General features: G+C 64.5%; 12 protein-coding genes and 1 pseudogene. 6 read left to right on the forward strand and 7 right to left on the reverse strand.

What is annotated here, in order from left to right:
* The first annotated feature begins 14 nt into the window (after positions 1–14).
* From C7402_RS03855 to pabB, 5 genes are all read left to right on the forward strand, one after another.
* The gene (locus tag C7402_RS03855; protein ID WP_112171863.1) at positions 15–422 is read left to right on the forward strand and encodes an RNA-binding S4 domain-containing protein; all 408 of its coding nucleotides are present in this window, start codon (positions 15–17) and stop codon (positions 420–422) included.
* Positions 423–960: 538 nt separating this feature from the next.
* Positions 961–1,545 carry a nucleotide exchange factor GrpE gene (grpE, locus tag C7402_RS03860; RefSeq protein WP_116609686.1) on the forward strand — a complete coding sequence of 195 codons (585 nt, stop codon included), beginning with the start codon at positions 961–963 and terminating at the stop codon, positions 1,543–1,545.
* A 237-nt stretch (positions 1,546–1,782) separates the two neighbouring features.
* Entirely contained in the window at positions 1,783–3,741 is a 1,959-nt protein-coding gene (gene dnaK / locus C7402_RS03865) for a molecular chaperone DnaK (RefSeq protein WP_112171862.1), read from the forward strand.
* Between the two features lie 281 nt (positions 3,742–4,022).
* Positions 4,023–5,156, forward strand: coding sequence for a molecular chaperone DnaJ (gene dnaJ / locus C7402_RS03870; RefSeq protein WP_112171861.1), 1,134 nt, complete (start codon positions 4,023–4,025; stop codon positions 5,154–5,156).
* A gap of 52 nt (positions 5,157–5,208) precedes the next feature.
* The gene (gene pabB, locus C7402_RS03875) at positions 5,209–7,104 is read left to right on the forward strand and encodes an aminodeoxychorismate synthase component I (protein ID WP_116609638.1); all 1,896 of its coding nucleotides are present in this window, start codon (positions 5,209–5,211) and stop codon (positions 7,102–7,104) included.
* Between the two features lie 78 nt (positions 7,105–7,182).
* Here the strand turns inward: pabB and panB are convergent, their stop codons facing one another.
* From panB to hda, 6 genes and pseudogenes are all read right to left on the reverse strand, one after another.
* Positions 7,183–7,998 (reverse strand): 3-methyl-2-oxobutanoate hydroxymethyltransferase, encoded by an 816-nt coding sequence (panB, locus tag C7402_RS03880; RefSeq protein ID WP_116609639.1) that lies wholly within the window; start codon positions 7,996–7,998, stop codon positions 7,183–7,185.
* A gap of 67 nt (positions 7,999–8,065) precedes the next feature.
* Positions 8,066–8,758, reverse strand: a complete 693-nt coding sequence (locus tag C7402_RS03885; RefSeq protein WP_116609640.1) for a deoxynucleoside kinase — start codon at positions 8,756–8,758, stop codon at positions 8,066–8,068.
* Positions 8,755–9,294 (reverse strand): 2-amino-4-hydroxy-6-hydroxymethyldihydropteridine diphosphokinase, encoded by a 540-nt coding sequence (gene folK, locus C7402_RS03890; RefSeq protein ID WP_116609641.1) that lies wholly within the window; start codon positions 9,292–9,294, stop codon positions 8,755–8,757. The genes C7402_RS03885 and folK overlap by 4 nt, the downstream gene beginning before the upstream one ends.
* 72 nt (positions 9,295–9,366) lie before the next feature.
* Positions 9,367–10,998 carry a polynucleotide adenylyltransferase PcnB gene (pcnB, locus tag C7402_RS03895; protein ID WP_116609642.1) on the reverse strand — a complete coding sequence of 544 codons (1,632 nt, stop codon included), beginning with the start codon at positions 10,996–10,998 and terminating at the stop codon, positions 9,367–9,369.
* Positions 10,995–11,681 carry a histidinol-phosphatase gene (locus tag C7402_RS03900; protein ID WP_116609643.1) on the reverse strand — a complete coding sequence of 229 codons (687 nt, stop codon included), beginning with the start codon at positions 11,679–11,681 and terminating at the stop codon, positions 10,995–10,997. Before C7402_RS03900 ends, pcnB begins: the two co-directional genes overlap by 4 nt.
* A 737-nt stretch (positions 11,682–12,418) precedes the next feature.
* A pseudogene (gene hda / locus C7402_RS03905) lies at positions 12,419–13,096 on the reverse strand (DnaA regulatory inactivator Hda); the annotation flags it as partial.
* A 287-nt stretch (positions 13,097–13,383) separates the two neighbouring features.
* Between hda and purM the strand changes: the two are divergent.
* Positions 13,384–14,457: a phosphoribosylformylglycinamidine cyclo-ligase gene (gene purM, locus C7402_RS03910; RefSeq protein ID WP_112171854.1), complete on the forward strand. Its 1,074-nt coding sequence runs from the start codon at positions 13,384–13,386 to the stop codon at positions 14,455–14,457.
* A gap of 93 nt (positions 14,458–14,550) precedes the next feature.
* Here purM and C7402_RS03915 read toward each other — a convergent pair whose 3' ends face one another.
* Positions 14,551–15,225, reverse strand: a complete 675-nt coding sequence (locus C7402_RS03915; protein ID WP_165841773.1) for a Crp/Fnr family transcriptional regulator — start codon at positions 15,223–15,225, stop codon at positions 14,551–14,553.
* Positions 15,226–16,755 lie beyond the last annotated feature (1,530 nt).

The raw sequence follows: 16,755 nt of genomic DNA on the forward strand, positions 1-16,755 counted from the left end.
CCGGAAAGCATCTGATGAACTACAAGATCTCGACTGAACCTGGCGCGCGGTTGCGCATCGACAAGTGGCTCTGGGCGGCGCGCTTCTTCAAGACGCGCTCGCTCGCCTCGGACGCCGTGAACAAGGGCCACGTGCGCATTCGCGGCGACGCCGTGAAGGCGTCGAAGGACGTGCGCGTGGGCGACCTCGTGGAATTCGAGATCGATCACGTGGTGTGGGAAGTGGAAGTGCTGGGCATTTGCGACGTGCGCGGCCCCGCCAGCGTCGCGCAAACGCTTTATGCGGAAACCGCGGCCGGGCGCGAGCGGCGCACGGCCGAACAGGAGCGGCGGCGGCTCTTTCGGGAGCCGGCCGCCGTGTTGCAGGGCAGGCCGACCAAGCGCGACCGCCGCACTATCGACAAACTTTCGCGTGAGGGTTGAACAGCGCTTCCATCGTGGCGTGCACGCCACCGTACTCCGTCGTGTTTTCGTTCACGGCGCCTGACATGCAGATGGTCGTGGTTCCGGCGATGAGTACCAGCGCGACCACCGATATGGCAAAGGTCAGTTTCACGGTACTCCCCCTTGGGATTGCTGCAAAACGGCCAGTTTCGAGGCCCGGTTAGCGAGTTTGTTGGCTAAAAATTTGCTAATCCCAGGCCCATTCGGTACGGTGCCGCACTCAGGGTAAACACGTCATGAGCAGCACCTGTTCCTGAGTGTAGGTCAGGGTTGGCCCGTACTCAATTTCATTTTTGCGGCACTGCGGTAATGGTTGTAACGGGCAGTTTCGGCGTCTTGATCCCTGTATAAAAAAACGCCGGAAGGCCTTGAAACAAGCGATCCGGCACCCACGTGCTGTCCCGATGTATGAAGCATCTGTCGCGCTGGCGCAACAGCCGGCGGCGCGGCGGAAAGGGCGGCGGCAACGCGCCCGATGCTTTGTTCCCTTTTTTACTATTCAACGACGTTCAGCGACATGGAAAACACGCAAGAGAACCCGACGAGCCAGAACCCCACGCCCGCGGACGAGGCGTCGCAAGCCCAGGCGCAGGCCGGCCAGCCACAGGCGGCCGAAGCTGCCGAGCAGGCAACGCAAGGCGGCGTGGACCAGAACGCTGCCGCGCTGGCGGAAGCCCAGGCGAAGATCGCCGAATTGCAGGACGCCTTCGTCCGCGCCAAGGCCGAGACGGAAAACGTCCGCCGCCGCGCGCAGGAAGACGTCACCAAGGCGCACAAGTTCGCCATCGAAAGCTTCGCCGAGCATCTGCTGCCGGTGATGGACAGCCTCGAAGCCGCGCTCGCGCACAACTCCGACGACCTGGCCAAGGTCAACGAAGGCGTCGAGCTCACGCTCAGGCAACTCACCGGCGCGCTCGAGAAGGGCAAGGTCCTCGCGATCAACCCGGTGGGCGAGAAGTTCGACCCGCACCGTCACCAGGCCATTTCGATGGTGCCGTCCGAGCAGGAAGCCAACACCGTCGTCAACGTGCTGCAAAAGGGCTATGTGATCGCCGACCGCGTGCTGCGTCCGGCGCTCGTGACCGTTTCGGCACCGAAGTAAGCGGAAAGAAAGGCAATCGGCGGCCTGGGCGACAAAACGGGGCGCCGATTGAAAAAAATGATGGAACGCATAGCCTGAACCCCTTGAAAACGCCGTCTCGGCACTTATTTGGGCAGCAGTTCCGAATTTTTGTGGACGCTAGCCGCGCTAAACGAAGCACGCGGCGTTGAGCGTGAAGTTTTAAAGCAGCGCGAAAGCGGCGTCCGCACAGCGATCAAAATTGGAGATTTGAGAAAAATGGGCAAAATCATTGGTATTGACCTCGGCACCACCAACTCGTGCGTGGCGCTGATGGAAGGCAATCAGGTCAAGGTGATCGAGAATTCCGAAGGCGCCCGTACGACGCCGTCGATCATCGCCTACATGGACGACAACGAAGTGCTGGTCGGCGCGCCGGCCAAGCGCCAGTCGGTCACCAACCCGAAGAACACGCTGTACGCGGTCAAGCGCCTGATCGGCCGCCGCTTCGACGAGAAGGAAGTGCAGAAGGACATCGGCCTGATGCCCTACAAGATCGTCAAGCACGACAACGGCGACGCCTGGGTCGAAGCGCATGGCTCGAAGCTCGCGCCGTCGCAGGTGTCGGCCGAAGTGCTGCGCAAGATGAAGAAGACCGCTGAAGACTACCTCGGCGAGCCGGTCACCGAAGCCGTGATCACGGTTCCCGCGTACTTCAACGACAGCCAGCGTCAGGCTACCAAGGACGCTGGCCGCATCGCCGGTCTGGAAGTCAAGCGCATCATCAACGAGCCGACGGCAGCCGCGCTCGCCTTCGGTCTGGACAAGGCCGAAAAGGGCGACCGCAAGATCGCCGTGTTCGACCTGGGCGGCGGCACGTTCGACATCTCGATCATCGAAATCGCGGACGTTGACGGCGAAATGCAGTTCGAAGTGCTCTCGACCAACGGCGACACGTTCCTCGGCGGCGAAGACTTCGACCAGCGCATCATCGATTACATCATCGGCGAGTTCAAGAAGGAGCAGGGCGTCGACCTCTCGAAGGACGTGCTCGCGCTGCAACGCCTGAAGGAAGCCGCTGAAAAGGCCAAGATCGAACTCTCGTCGGGCCAGCAGACCGAAATCAACCTGCCGTACATCACGGCGGACGCATCGGGTCCGAAGCACTTGAACCTGAAGATCACGCGCGCCAAGCTGGAAGCGCTGGTCGAAGAACTGATCGAGCGCACCATCGAGCCGTGCCGCGTGGCGATCAAGGACGCAGGCGTGAAGGTCAGCGACATCGACGACGTGATTCTCGTCGGCGGCCAGACGCGCATGCCGAAGGTGCAGGAGAAGGTCAAGGAGTTCTTCGGCAAGGACCCGCGTCGTGACGTGAACCCGGACGAAGCCGTGGCCGTTGGCGCCGCGATTCAAGGTCAGGTTCTGTCGGGCGACCGTAAGGACGTGCTGCTCCTCGACGTCACCCCGCTCTCGCTCGGTATCGAGACGCTCGGCGGCGTGATGACGAAGATGATCAACAAGAACACCACGATCCCGACCAAGCACGCACAGGTCTACTCGACGGCGGACGACAGCCAGTCGGCCGTGACGATCAAGGTGTTCCAGGGCGAACGCGAAATGGCGGCGGGCAACAAGCTGCTGGGCGAGTTCAACCTCGAAGGCATTCCGCCCGCACCGCGCGGCGTGCCGCAGATCGAAGTGAGCTTCGACATCGACGCGAACGGCATTCTGCACGTCGGCGCGAAGGACAAGGCGACCGGCAAGGAAAACCGCATCACGATCAAGGCGAACTCGGGTCTTTCGGAAGCCGAAATCGAGAAGATGGTGAAGGACGCCGAAGCGAACGCGGAAGAAGATCACCGTCTGCGTGAGCTGGCCGACGCGCGCAACCAGGGCGACGCGCTGGTTCACAGCACGAAGAAGGCCGTGGCCGAGTACGGCGACAAGATCGAAGCCAGCGAGAAGGAAGCGATCGAAACCGCGCTGAAGGACCTCGAAGAAACGCTGAAGAACGCGTCGGCCGACAAGGCGACGATCGAGGCGAAGGTCGAGACGCTGTCCACCGCTTCGCAGAAGCTCGGCGAAAAGATGTACGCCGACATGCAAGCGCAGCAAGCCGGGGCGGCAGGTGCAGCCGGTGCGGGCGCCGCAGGTGCGGGCGCGGCCGAGCAGGGCGCGCAGAACAACGCGGACGACGTGGTCGACGCCGAGTTCAAGGAAGTCAAGAAGGACTAAGTCGGTTCGTGGCGGTCATGACCGTTTCGCCTGATCGGCGGGCGGTCGTGACGTTACGAAAGCGGCCGCATCGGTTACGATGCGTGTCAGCTTTGAAGCGCCTGGCGAGCCGTTCGGCTCTCCGGGCACATTTGTTTTATGGAGGCCGTTCTCTTTCAGGGGCCGCCGCGGCGTGAAAACGCCCGTGCGGATGTTCGAAGGAACGGCAAACGGGTCACGAGATCCAGCATTCAAGAGGAGCCGGCGTGGGCCGCGAAGCACACGGCCGGCGTTGAACCGATATGGCGAAACGGGATTACTACGAGGTTCTGGGCGTCGCGAAGAACGCGAGCGACGACGAAATCAAGAAGGCGTATCGCAAGCTGGCGATGAAGTATCACCCCGACCGCAATCCGGACAACAAGGATGCGGAAGAGCATTTCAAGGAGGTCAAAGAGGCCTACGAGATGCTGTCGGACTCGCAAAAGCGCGCGGCATACGACCAGTACGGCCACGCGGGCGTCGATCCCAACATGGGCGGCGCCGGTGCGCAGGGCTTCGGCGGCTTCGCGGACGCTTTCGGCGACATCTTCGGCGATATCTTCGGCCAGGCCGCGGGTGGCCGCGGCGGCCAGCGCAGCGGCCCGCAGGTGTACCGCGGCGCGGACCTGCGCTACAGCATGGAAATCACGCTGGAGCAGGCGGCGCACGGCTACGAGACGCAAATTCGCGTGCCGGGCTGGAGCGGCTGTGAAGTGTGTCACGGCTCGGGCGCGAAGCCCGGCACCAAGCCCGAAACCTGCCCGACCTGTCACGGTTCGGGCCAGGTGCGCATGTCGCAAGGCTTTTTCAGCATCCAGCAGACCTGCCCGAAGTGCCACGGCACGGGTTCCTACATTCCCGAACCGTGCACGAACTGCCACGGCGCAGGGAAGGTGAAGGAAACCAAGACGCTCGAAGTGAAGATTCCGGCGGGCATCGACGACGGCATGCGCATTCGCTCGGCCGGCAACGGTGAGCCTGGCATCAACGGCGGGCCGTCGGGCGATCTGTACGTCGAGATCCACATCAAGCAGCACGCGGTGTTCGAGCGCGACGGCGACGACCTGCACTGCCAGATGCCGATTCCGTTCACCACGGCGGCGCTCGGCGGCGAGATCGAAGTGCCGACGCTGGCGGGCCGTGCGAGCTTCACGGTGCCCGAAGGCACGCAGTCGGGCAAGACGTTCCGCCTGCGCGGCAAGGGCATCAAGGGCCTGCGTTCGAGCATTGCCGGCGATCTGTACGTGCATGTCCAGGTGGAAACGCCGGTCAAGCTCACCGATCACCAGCGCGAGTTGCTCCAGCAATTCGAGAAGTCGCTCGTGGAAGGCGGCTCGCGCCACAGCCCGCAAAGCAAGAGCTGGTTCGACCGCGTGAAGAGCTTCTTCGACTGATGCCGTTTTGCGGCGTCACCACGCAGCAGGCAAGTAGCAGGTAGTCAAAGCAATGGCAGTCAATCCTGGTGGCGCGACGGGTGGGGCGGTTTTCGCGCTGCTCGACGACGGCGACTCGACGGCGGCGAGCCGTTCGAGCCGCCTCTATACGGGGTTCGTGCGCGAGCTGGCATGCGAGCGCGCGGCGGACCTCGACGCGGTGTGCGCGCAAGCGAACGCCGAGCTGAGCGCGGGACACCATGCGCTCGTGCTCGGCGACTACGAGTTCGGGCGCGCGCTCGAATTCGCGAAGCACGAAGCCTCGTCATCCAGTCAAACGCAGCACGGCCACGCCGCGCTGCGTTTTTTATTGTTCGAACGCTGCGAGAAGCTTTCGCGCGAAGAAGCCGATGTGTGGCTCGCCGCGCAGGAGGGCTGTGAAGCGCCCGCGCCTGCGGGCGTGGCGGGTGTGACGATCGGGGTCGATCGCACGCGTTTCGAACAGGACATCGCCGCCGTGCAGGACGCCTTGCGCGCGGGCGAGTCGTATCAGATCAACTACACGTACCGGCTCGGCTTCGAGGCGTTCGGCTCGCCGCTCGCGCTTTACCGGCGGCTGCGCGAGCGTCAGCGCGTGCGCTATGGCGCGCTGATCGCGTTGCCGGGCGAGCGTTGGGTGCTCTCGTGCTCGCCGGAGCTGTTCGTCGAGAAGCACGGCACGACGTTGCGCGCGAAACCCATGAAGGGCACGGCCGCGCGCTCGTCGGACGCCGCGCAGGACGCCGCCGCCGAGCGCTTTCTCGCGACCGACCCGAAGAATCGCGCCGAAAACGTGATGATCGTCGATCTCCTGCGCAACGATCTCTCGCGCGTGGCGCAAACGGGCTCGGTGCAGGTGCCGGCGCTGTTCAGCGTGGAGCCTTATGCCTCCGTCTGGCAGATGACCTCGACCGTTCAGGCGTTGCTGCGCGAAGGCACGACATTCGCCGACACGTTGCGCGCGCTCTTTCCGTGCGGCTCGATCACGGGCGCGCCCAAGCACCGGACGATGGAGTTGATCGAGGCGTTGGAGCACGCGCCGCGCGGGCTCTATACGGGCACGATAGGCTGGCTCGACGCGCCTCGCGAAGGCGACGCTTGCGGCGACTTCTGCCTTTCGGTCGTGATCCGCACGCTGACCCTCGATACGCCCGGCAAGGGCGCGGGCGCCACGCGGCGCGGCGAGATGGGCGTGGGCGCGGGCATCGTGCTCGACAGCGTGGCCGCCGACGAATACGAGGAGTGCCGTTTGAAAGCCCGATTCCTGACCGAAGCCGATCCCGGCATCGAATGCTTCGAAACGATGTACGCGACGCGCGCGCTCGGCGTGCGCCATGTCGAACGCCATCTCGCGCGGCTTGCGGCGAGCGCGGCGTGGCTCGGTTTTCCGTGCGATGTGGAGGCGTTGCGCGCGCGTATCGACGAAACCTGCGCCGCGTTCGCTGACGAAAGCGCGCCGCACCGCGTGCGCCTCGCGCTCGGCAAGAGCGGGGCGGCCACGTTCACGAGCGCGCCGCTCGCGCCGCTCGCGCACGACACCGTGGGCGTGCTGCTCGCGCCGGACCACGGCTTTGCGCCGATCGAATCCGCCGACGCGCTGTTGCTGCGCAAGACCACGCGCCGCGCCGAATTCGATCGCGCCTGGCGCGAGGCGGAGGCGCAGGGCGGCTTCGACATGCTGTTCTTCAACGAGCGCGGCGAGCTGACCGAAGGCGGCCGCTCGAACGTGTTCGTGAAGCTCGAAGGCGCCTGGTGGACGCCGCCGCTCGCCTCGGGCGTGCTGCCGGGCGTGATGCGCGGCGTGCTGCTCGACGACGCATCGTTTGGCGCGAAGGAGCGCGTGCTCACGCGCGAAGACGTCCTCAACGCCGAAGCCTTGCTCATCACCAACGCACTGCGCGGCGCGGTGCCGGCGCGCTTGATGCAATGAAGCGGCTGTAGCGAACCACAAAAACGAAGCGCGCTCCCCGGAGCGCGCTTTTTCATTCAGCGAAGCGAGATCGCCCGATCAGAACACGTGCTCGGGTCCGGGGAACGTGCCTTCCTTCACGGCTTGCACATACGCGCGCACGGCCGATTCGATATCGGGCTGGCCCGTCATGAAGTCCTTCACGAAGCGCGGGCGCTTGCCGGGGAAAATGCCGAGCATGTCGTGCAGCACGAGCACCTGGCCCGAGCAGTCCACACCCGCGCCAATGCCGATGGTCGGAATGCGCAGTTGCTTCGTGACTTCCGTGCCGAGCGCCGCGGGCACGGCCTCGATCACCACGAGCTGTGCGCCCGCTTCCTGGAGCGCGAGCGCGTCGCGAATCAGTTGCGTGGCGGCCGCGTCGCTCTTGCCTTGCACCTTGAACCCGCCGAACGCATGCACCGACTGCGGCGTGAGACCGATGTGCGCGCACACCGGCACGGCGCGCTCGACCAGCATCTTCACCGTCGGCGCGAGCCATTCGCCGCCTTCGATCTTCACCATCTGCGCGCCCGCGCGCATGAGCTTCACCGAGTTCGCGAACGCGTCTTCGGGTGTGCCGAAGGTGCCGAACGGCAGATCGGCGACGATCAGCGCCTTCGTTTGCGCGCGCGCCACGCAGGCCGTGTGATAGGCGATGTCGTCGATGGTGACGGGCAGCGTCGTCGTGTGGCCCTGGAGCACATTGCCGAGCGAGTCGCCGATCAGCACCGTATCCACGCCCGCGCGGTCGCACAGCGCCGAGAAGCTCGCGTCGTAGCAGGTCAGCATGGCGATGCGCTCGCCCGCGTCGCGCATGGCCTGGAGTTTGGGCACGGTGACCGCGCTGCGGCTCGTTTCCTGCAGGTAAGTCATGGGGAAATCCGTTGGGAAAGGGGAAAACGGGGAGGGGCGGCGTCGCCGGGTCGCGTCAGCGCGACGGCTATAGCGACGTACCCTTGACGAACGATTCCTTGCGGCCGCGCATCGTCTCGATACGTTCGGCGATCAGCGCAAGGTCCGCATCGGAGTCGGGCAGATCCAGATGCTCCGCGCCGACGGTCAACACCGGCGCACGATCGTAATGATAGAAAAAGTCGTTGTAGCTGTCGCACAGCGCTCGCAGGAACGCGTCCGAGATATGCAGCTCGCGCGGCACCGCGCGCTTCTGGATGCGCGCGTAGAGCACCTCGGGGCTCGCCTGCAAATAGACGACGAGGTCGGGCGCGGGCCCGTTCACGGCAAGACGCGCGGCGAGTGCGCGAAAGAGCGGCAGTTCGTCGTCGCTCAAGGTGAGGCGCGCGAACAGGTCGTTGCGCTCGCCCAGAAAATTCGTCACGAGCGGCACGCCCGCGGCGCGGCGCGCGGCCACGTCGTGCGCGAGCCGTTCGCGTTGCAGCGCGACGTGCAACTGCGCGGCGAGCGCGTGCGAGGACGCACCGGCTTCGCGATAGACGCGCTCCAGGAACGGATTGTCGGCGTTCGATTCGAAGAGGGTCTGCATCGACCAGCGTTCGGCGAGGCGCGTGGCGAGCGTGGTCTTGCCCGCGCCGATCGGCCCTTCGATCACGATGTACTGGAGCGCTGCGGGCCGCGGGGCGCGTGCGCTGACGAGCGGCAGGGGCGTCGTGCTCATCGGCAGTCGCCCGGTGGCGGCACGTCCGGCGTGCTCGCGATGCCAAGGCACTGGCACATCGGCTTGACCTTCTCGATGCGCTGGTCGGCCACGGCGGCGAGGAACGCGCTGGCCGGGCCCAGGCCCGGAATCACGAGTTCGGGATCGATCTCGACGAGCGGCACGAGCGCGAACGCGCGGCCCGTCATGCGCGGATGCGGCACGATGAGATCGGGTTCGTCGATGTGCAGCGCGCCGTAGAGCAGGATGTCGATGTCGAGCGTGCGGGGCGCGTTGCGAAAGGGACGCTCCCGGCCGAAGTGATGCTCGACGCGCTGGCACAGCCCAAGCAGCGCGTGAACGTCGAGACAGGTCTCGATCTTCACGACGCAGTTGTAATAGTCGTCGCCGCCCGCGTCGATGGGCGCGGTGCGGTACAGACTCGATTTGGCGACGACGGAGAGGGTGTGCTGTTGTGCAAGGCACACCACCGCGTCTTTGAGAGTCTGGCGCGCATCCCCCAGATTCGCGCCAATTCCCAGCCAGGCAACCGTCATGGCTTCACTTCCTGCGACTTTCGTTGCGGTTCGACCCATGCGCGTCGCGGCGTGCCGCGACCTCGCACGATGTCAGTCCTCGTGCGGACCGGCGTGGTCGCCATGGTCTGCACTGCTCGCTTCACGCACGTCACCGGCGTCGCCATGCTCCGGCACGCCATCTTCGCCCGTTTTACGGCTCTTCGCGCCGCCGCGGCGGCGGCGCTTGCGCGGCGCGCGTTCCTTGCCGCCCTGCGCGAGCAGGGCTTCGCGGGCCGCGCCGTCGCCGTCGATGAAGTCGGTCCACCACTGGCCGACCTCGGCGTCGAGCTCTCCCGATTCGCAGCGCAGCAGGAGGAAATCATACGCCGCTCTAAATCTTTGGTGTTCCAGCAGCTTCATCGCGCTGCGGCCGCGCTTTTCGAGGCGCAGTTGCAAGCCCCAGATCTCGCGCATGTCCGACGAGTAGCGGCGATGGATCGCGAGCTTCTCCGTTTGCGCGTCGATCACGTCGTCCATCGCGCGATGCAGCGCCGGCACAGGAATCTCGCCCTCGGCCGTGTACTGCTGCCAGCGTTGCTGCACGTCGTGCCACAGGAGCGTGGCGAACAGGAAGCCCGGCGACACTGGCTTGCCCGCACGCACGCGCGCGTCGGTGTTCGAGAGCGCGAGCGTGATGAAGCGCTCGCCCTGCGGCTGTTCGAGAATCACGTCGAGCAGCGGCAGCAGGCCGTGATGCAGCCCTTCCTTGCGCAACCACTTGAGGCATTCGAGCGCGTGGCCCGAGAGCAGCAGCTTGAGCATCTCGTCGAACAGACGCGCCGCCGGCACGTTGTTGATGAGGTCCGCGAGCTTCGTGATCGGCTCGCGCGTGTGTTCCTCGATCTCGAAGCCGAGCTTCGCCGCGAAACGCACCACGCGCATCATGCGCACCGGATCTTCGCGGTAACGCGTGGCCGGGTCGCCGATCATGCGCAACAGGCGCGCGCGCATGTCGGCCATCCCGTTGTGATAGTCGAGCACCGTCTGCGTGGCCGGGTCGTAGTACATCGCGTTGATCGTGAAGTCGCGGCGCGTGGCGTCTTCGTGCTGCTCGCCCCACACGTTGTCGCGCAGCACGCGGCCGCTTGCGTCCACGGCGTGGGTCTTGCGGTCGAGCTCGTCGCGGCGCATGCGCTTTGCGGGCGCCGGAGCGGGGGCAGGCGCGGTGTCGGCGGCCGGCGCGTCCACCAGCGCGCGGAACGTCGAGACCTCGATGATTTCCTGGCCGAACTGCACGTGCACGATCTGAAAACGCCGGCCGATGATGCGCGCGCGTCGGAACAGCTTCTGCACCTGGTCGGGTGTGGCGTCGGTCGCCACGTCGAAGTCCTTGGGCGCCACGCCGAGCAGCAGGTCGCGCACCGCGCCGCCCACGATGAACGCCCGGAAGCCCGCCTGTTGCAGGCCTTCGGTCACGCGCACGGCGTTGCGCGAGATGAGCGTGGGATTGATGCCGTGGACATCGGCGGACAGGATCACGGGCGTGGCCGGGTCGCTGACGCCCTTGGCCGCGCGCGGCTTCGATGACTTCTGTGCGCCGGCCGGCTTGCGTCGCGCACGCGTGCTGCCGGCCTCCGCGCCTTCATGTTCGGCGGCGCGCGGCTCGGCGGCCTGGGTTTCGCTGTCTTGCGCCGTTTCGGCGTCGTCCTGGCCGAACAGCTTGCGGATGAGTTTCTTGATCACTGGGCTTGGAACAAATCGAGGATGCGCCAGCCCGCTTTTTGCGCGTGAGCGCGCAGGGTGTCGTCGGGGTTGGTGGCGATCGGGTCGGTGACCTTTTCGAGCAGCGGAATGTCGTTGTGTGAGTCGCTATAGAAGTAGCTGTGCTCGAAGTCCGACCAGCGCTTGCCGATCGAGGTGAGCCATTGTTCGACGCGCACGATCTTGCCTTCGCGGTAGCTCGGCGTGCCGGTCGGGCGGCCGGTGAAAGCCGACGTCGGATGGCCGTCCACGGTTTCGACTTCGCACGCGATCAGCTTTTCCACGCCGAACGCCTCGGCGATGGGCGCCGTGATGAATTCGTTGGTGGCGGTGACCACGCAGCAGAGGTCGCCCGCTTCCTTGTGCTGTTTCACGAGCTCCAGCGCGGCCGGCAGGATGGTCGGCGTGATGACTTCGTGCATGTACTGGTCGTGCCATGCCTTCAACTGCGCGCGCGAATACTTCGCGAGCGGCGTGAGCATGGCGACGAGGTAAGCCTGAATGTCGAGCCGGCCGGCCTTGTAGTCGGCGTAGAAGCGGTCGTTCTGTTCGGCGAAGCGCTCGGCGTCCACGATGCCGAGCTTCACCATGAAGCGGCCCCATTCGTGGTCGCTGTCGGTGGGGATCAGCGTGTGATCGAGATCGAAAAGTGCAAGGTTAGCCATGGGCGCTCATTTTACTTGAAGCGGGGGCCGCCGTTGCCTGCGCCGGCGGGCGGCGTCGGTGCGGCGCAGTCCGCGGGAGATTCGGGTGGGTTCGGCCCGCGCGGCACGGCAGGCGCGTCGGGCCGGGGCGGTGCTTCGCCTTCGGCGTGATCCACGGGCGTGTTGTTCGTGGCGGCTGAGTCGGGCGCTGCGGGTGTGTCTGGTGCTTCGGGCGCGGTCGGCGCTTGTTCTGGCGCTTGTTCCAGTGTTTGTTCCGGTGTTTGTTCCGGTGTTTGTTCCGGTGTTTGTTCCGCCGCCGCCGCAGGCGGATCGAGATCGCCGCGCAGCTCGCCGGTCATTTCGTTGCTCACGTCGGCTTCGACTTCGCCCTTGAGTTCGGTGCCCAGTTCCTTGTGGACCACATGACGGTATTTGGCCCCCAATTCGCCTTCGACGTTGTCGGTCGGCTTGTCGAACGGCACCGGCAGCGGCTCTCGCGCCTGCAAGGCGGGCGGCTTCGGCGCCTCGTAGGGTTGGGCGGAGTCGTCCGGCGCGGCGTCTGCCACGGCGGGCTCGGGGGCGTCGGGGGCAGCCAGGGGCAAGAGCAGTGCGTCGCCCGCATCAGGCGGCGTTTGCGCTGCATCGGCGTCGCCCGCGTCGCCTGCCTTGCCCGTGTCATCCGTTGCCGGATCGTCTTCGGGCGGCAGATCGTCAGGCTCCATCGCGCTCGCGACGCTCACCAGCTCGCCCACGCCCTTGGCGAGCATCGTGCGCAACAGCGGCAGCGTCACCGCGCGCTTCTGTTCGAGCGAGAAGCGGTCGAGCGCGTCGAGCAGCCCCATCAAGCTCGGCATGTCGCGCCGGAAATGCGTGAGCAGGTAGGCGGGCACATCGTCGGCCAGCGCAATGCCGCGCTCGCGCGCCGCGAGCTTGAGGATGGCCGCCTTGCCTTCGTCGGAAAGCGGCGCGAGGTGGAACACGAGGCCCCAGCCAAGGCGCGTGCGCAGGTCCTCGCGCACGGCGAGCCCCATGGGCGGCGCGCTGCCCGTCGCGACGAGCGCGCAGGCGGGGTACGCGCGCACCTCGTTGAACAGGTTGAACAGGGCGATCTGCTGAGCGCCCGAAAGCGCGTCGCAGTCGTCCACCGCGTAGATCGTCACGCGCGGATCGAACGTGAACGCGGCCAGCGCGCTTTGCGGCCCGATATAGCGTACGTGGCCCGGCGGCGCTTCGTAGGCGAGCGCTTGCAGCAGATGGCTGCGGCCGTTGCCGGGCTCGCCCCAGACGTAGAACGTGCGGTCGGAGATCGGGCCCGCCGTGAGCGCCGCGTCGAGACCGCGCAGGCGTGCGACCAGCTCGGCGTTGGCGCCGATATGGAAGTTGTCGAAGGTCGATGGCGGCGGGGTGCCGAGATCGAGCGTTAACTGTCGCTGCACGGTCTGTCTGGACGGAATCAGTTCTGGTAAAGCGTGCTATCGCAATGACTGCGGCTATGACCGCGGACACCGCAGTGTCGCCGCGACACGACGCCAGGGGCGTGCGAGCCCCCGGTCCGGTGAACGGTCCGACGCGGATACGGCGTGAAAAACGGTGTGTTCTGCGGCAAAACCAGGGTTCCGGTTGGGAGCGAAGGCGCGTGCGCGCCAAATCTCGCTCCGGGCGCGGCGGCGAGGCGCCGTCAATCGGTTAAAATCGCATTTTACCGACCTTCTGGCGCTTCCCCATGAATCAACCGAAATCCGGCCCCGCTAATCAGGCACAGTCGCAGGAACAAGGCCTCTCCTACGCCGACGCTGGCGTCGACATGGTCGCGGGCGACGCGCTCGTCGATCGCATCAAGCCGTTTGCGAAGAAGACCCTGCGCGAAGGCGTGATGGGCGGCATCGGCGGATTCGGCGCGCTCTTCGAAGTGCCGAAGAAGTACAAGGAGCCCGTGCTCGTTTCGGGCACCGACGGCGTGGGCACCAAGCTGCGCCTCGCGTTTCATCTGAACAAACACGACACGGTCGGCCAGGATCTCGTCGCGATGAGCGTAAACGACATCCTCGTGCAGGGCGCCGAGCCGCTGTTCTTCCTCGACTACTTCGCCTGCGGCAAGCTGGACGTCGATACGGCGGCCACGGTCGTGAAGGGCATCGCACAAGGCTGCGAACTGTCGGGCTGCGCGCTGATCGGCGGCGAAACGGCCGAAATGCCGGGCATGTACCCCGACGGCGAATACGACCTGGCCGGCTTCGCGGTGGGCGCCGTGGAAAAGAGCAAGATCATCGACGGCAGCACGATCGCCCCCGGCGACGTGGTGCTGGGTCTCGCTTCGAGCGGCATCCATTCGAACGGCTTCTCGCTCGTGCGCAAGATCATCGAGCGCGCGCAGCCGGACCTCGCCGCCGACTTTGACGGCCGCTCGCTTGCCGACGCGCTGATGGCGCCCACGCGCATCTACGTGAAGCCGCTGCTCAAGCTGATGGAAACGATTACCGTGAAGGGCATGGCGCACATCACGGGCGGCGGTCTCGTCGAAAACATTCCGCGCGTGCTGCGCGAAGGCCTCACGGCCGAACTGGATCAGGCCGCATGGCCGCTGCCGCCGCTCTTCTCGTGGCTGCAAAAGCACGGCGGCGTGGCCGATGCGGAAATGCACCGCGTGTTCAACTGCGGCATCGGCATGGCCGTGGTCGTGGCGGCCGATCAGGCCGACGCTGCCGTAGCCCAACTGGCCGCAGCCGGCGAGCAGGTGTGGAAGATCGGCGTGGTGCGCGCAAGCAAGGAAGGCGAGGCGCAGACCGTGGTGGTCTGAGTCCGGGGGTAACAGCCCGCAGCATGAAAAATGGCCAGCGCAACGCTGGCCATTTTTGTTTGTAGCGGCGGATTTGTAGCCGCCGTTTGTCGCTCAGCCGGCAGCGAGCTGGCGCAGCGCCATGCGATCGTTGATGCGGATCGCGCGGCCTTCGCGCTTGATGACGCCGCGCTTTTCCAGCGACGAGATCACGCGCGAGACCGTTTCGCGGCTCACCTTCGCCATCGCCGCGATCGTGCTCTGATTGGGCAGCTCGACGAGCGGGAGATCGCCCGCCAGCCGCTCGCCGATGGTCGACTCGATCACGGCGCTCACGCGCGCGCCGGCGCGCGACTGGCTATGCGCATTGCGGGCGGTGATGAGGCCCATATAGCGCTGCGCCATGAGGTTGTTCAGCGCGCGCGCGACATCGGGATCGCCGAGCAACTGGCGCGCATGGGCGCGGTCGAGCAGGCCGACCACGCTGTCCTTGGCCGCGGCGACATTGGCGCACACCGGCACGCGGTTGAGGATGGAAACCTCGCCCGCGCATTCGCGCGGATTGACGACACTCACCGGGAGTTCCGTGCCGTCCTCGGAATACGTCGAGACGCGCAACTGACCTTCGATAAGGAAAATGAGCGGTGCCTGCGCATCTCCCTGGAAGCAGATGTAATCGCCCTCCTTGACGGTTGCAACCTTGGTGAATCTGGTTGCGACGTCAACGATTTCGTCTCTTGCATTGCAAAGCAGAACCTGATCTTTCAATACGTCGTGATGGGTATTCATTGCCTGGCGCATCGAAACCACCCCGGCGAAGCGAATGAGCGTTCGCTGGAGCTTTCGTGCCTCTCTCGGATGTTTTGCTTGTTCTTTGTCGATGAATCTTGCTTTTGCAGCTATCGTGTATTCAGTCTCTCAGCAACGGGTGGTGCCTGGCCTCTCGGATAAGTTGTGGGTCTCTCGACGATTTAATCGTTCTGGTTGAATGGCGCGCCGGTTGTTCGCTTGCGTTTTGGTCTCGCGCGTTTTGCACTTGTATTACGGCAACCGGCTGTAAAACCTTTGGTATTTATCTAATTCATCAGACAAATAGAGATCCGGATTCTTTAATTGCCGGTGCGATGTGGCACGCATATTCACGTGCCTCCAGGCGCGGCATAGAAGCGGATTCCATTCCCTGATTCCTCAGCCAAACTCCAATTGTTCTAACCCTTTCTTTTTACTTTCAAACGTCAGGGTGCGCTTTCAACTCTTGCTTCTGCTTTCAATGATGCAGTGGCCGAGGTTCTATCGATTCGGCAATAAAGATGCAATGAAGGGTTTATTTCAATGATTTGAAGAGCGGGAGGCGCACGAAAACGTTTGCTATTAGGGGCGGATGTTGACTTGTCATTGATCGCTCCCGGTTGTGGCGGAGGCGGCGGCGATGTTGCCGGCGTTGGATAGCCAGGGCAGGAAAGGTGAGGGGACGACGCAAGGTCATCTCGTGCACCCGGCGTTCAAAATGTGATGGTCATCACATTTTTGCGGGCGTGGATCGTGACGTGACGGTGACGCGGTGTGACGTCGGACCTTGGTGCGAACGCAGGGCGAACGCGTGCGGGTCATCGCCGTGATGCCGTTGTGATGACAACGTTTCCAGCGCAACGGAAAAGAAATGGCGGTAGCGGATTGGATCGTTATGTATCGATCGCAAGGCAAATTCTGTGCAAACGTTTGCGCTGTTTTTGCTATTGGCTATTCGCTCGCACACACGCTGCTAATTTGCCTTTGAGTGACTAACAATTGCGGGTCGTTGTCGTAATTGTGATATGCGTCACAGTATTTCATATTCGCGCTGCTTAGAATGAGCAGCCCCCAAGTGGGGCAGCCATGTAACACCCAGCAGCAAGCCGTCGACTCCATAGAATCGGGGTTGACGGCCCCATCCCACGGGCCTTTGCCCGTCTGCCGTCCGGCAACCGATAAGTACAACTACGCATCAAGGAAGCACTTGCAACAGTCCGCAAGGAATTTTCGGTTTTGTGCGTGCGATCACATTTTGTGCTTTTCACTCAACTGACAATTCACCCTCGTCCCGGCCCGTCCGGGGCGGGGCATCGTCAATCGCATGTGGATTGTCTTGCCTTGATGGGTGTCCCTCTTGCGATGCCGACACATTAAACGGCAATAACAGACCTTTTTGGGGTGTTTATACATGGCTGCTGCAGATTACTACTCCCAGGTACAACAGGCTTACATCGCCTACTATGGCCGTCCGGCTGACCCGGCTGGCCTGATTTACTGGGCAAACCAGCTCAACCAGGCTGGTGGCGA

The organism is Paraburkholderia unamae (genome assembly GCF_003096875.1).
Taxonomy (GTDB): domain Bacteria; phylum Pseudomonadota; class Gammaproteobacteria; order Burkholderiales; family Burkholderiaceae; genus Paraburkholderia; species Paraburkholderia unamae.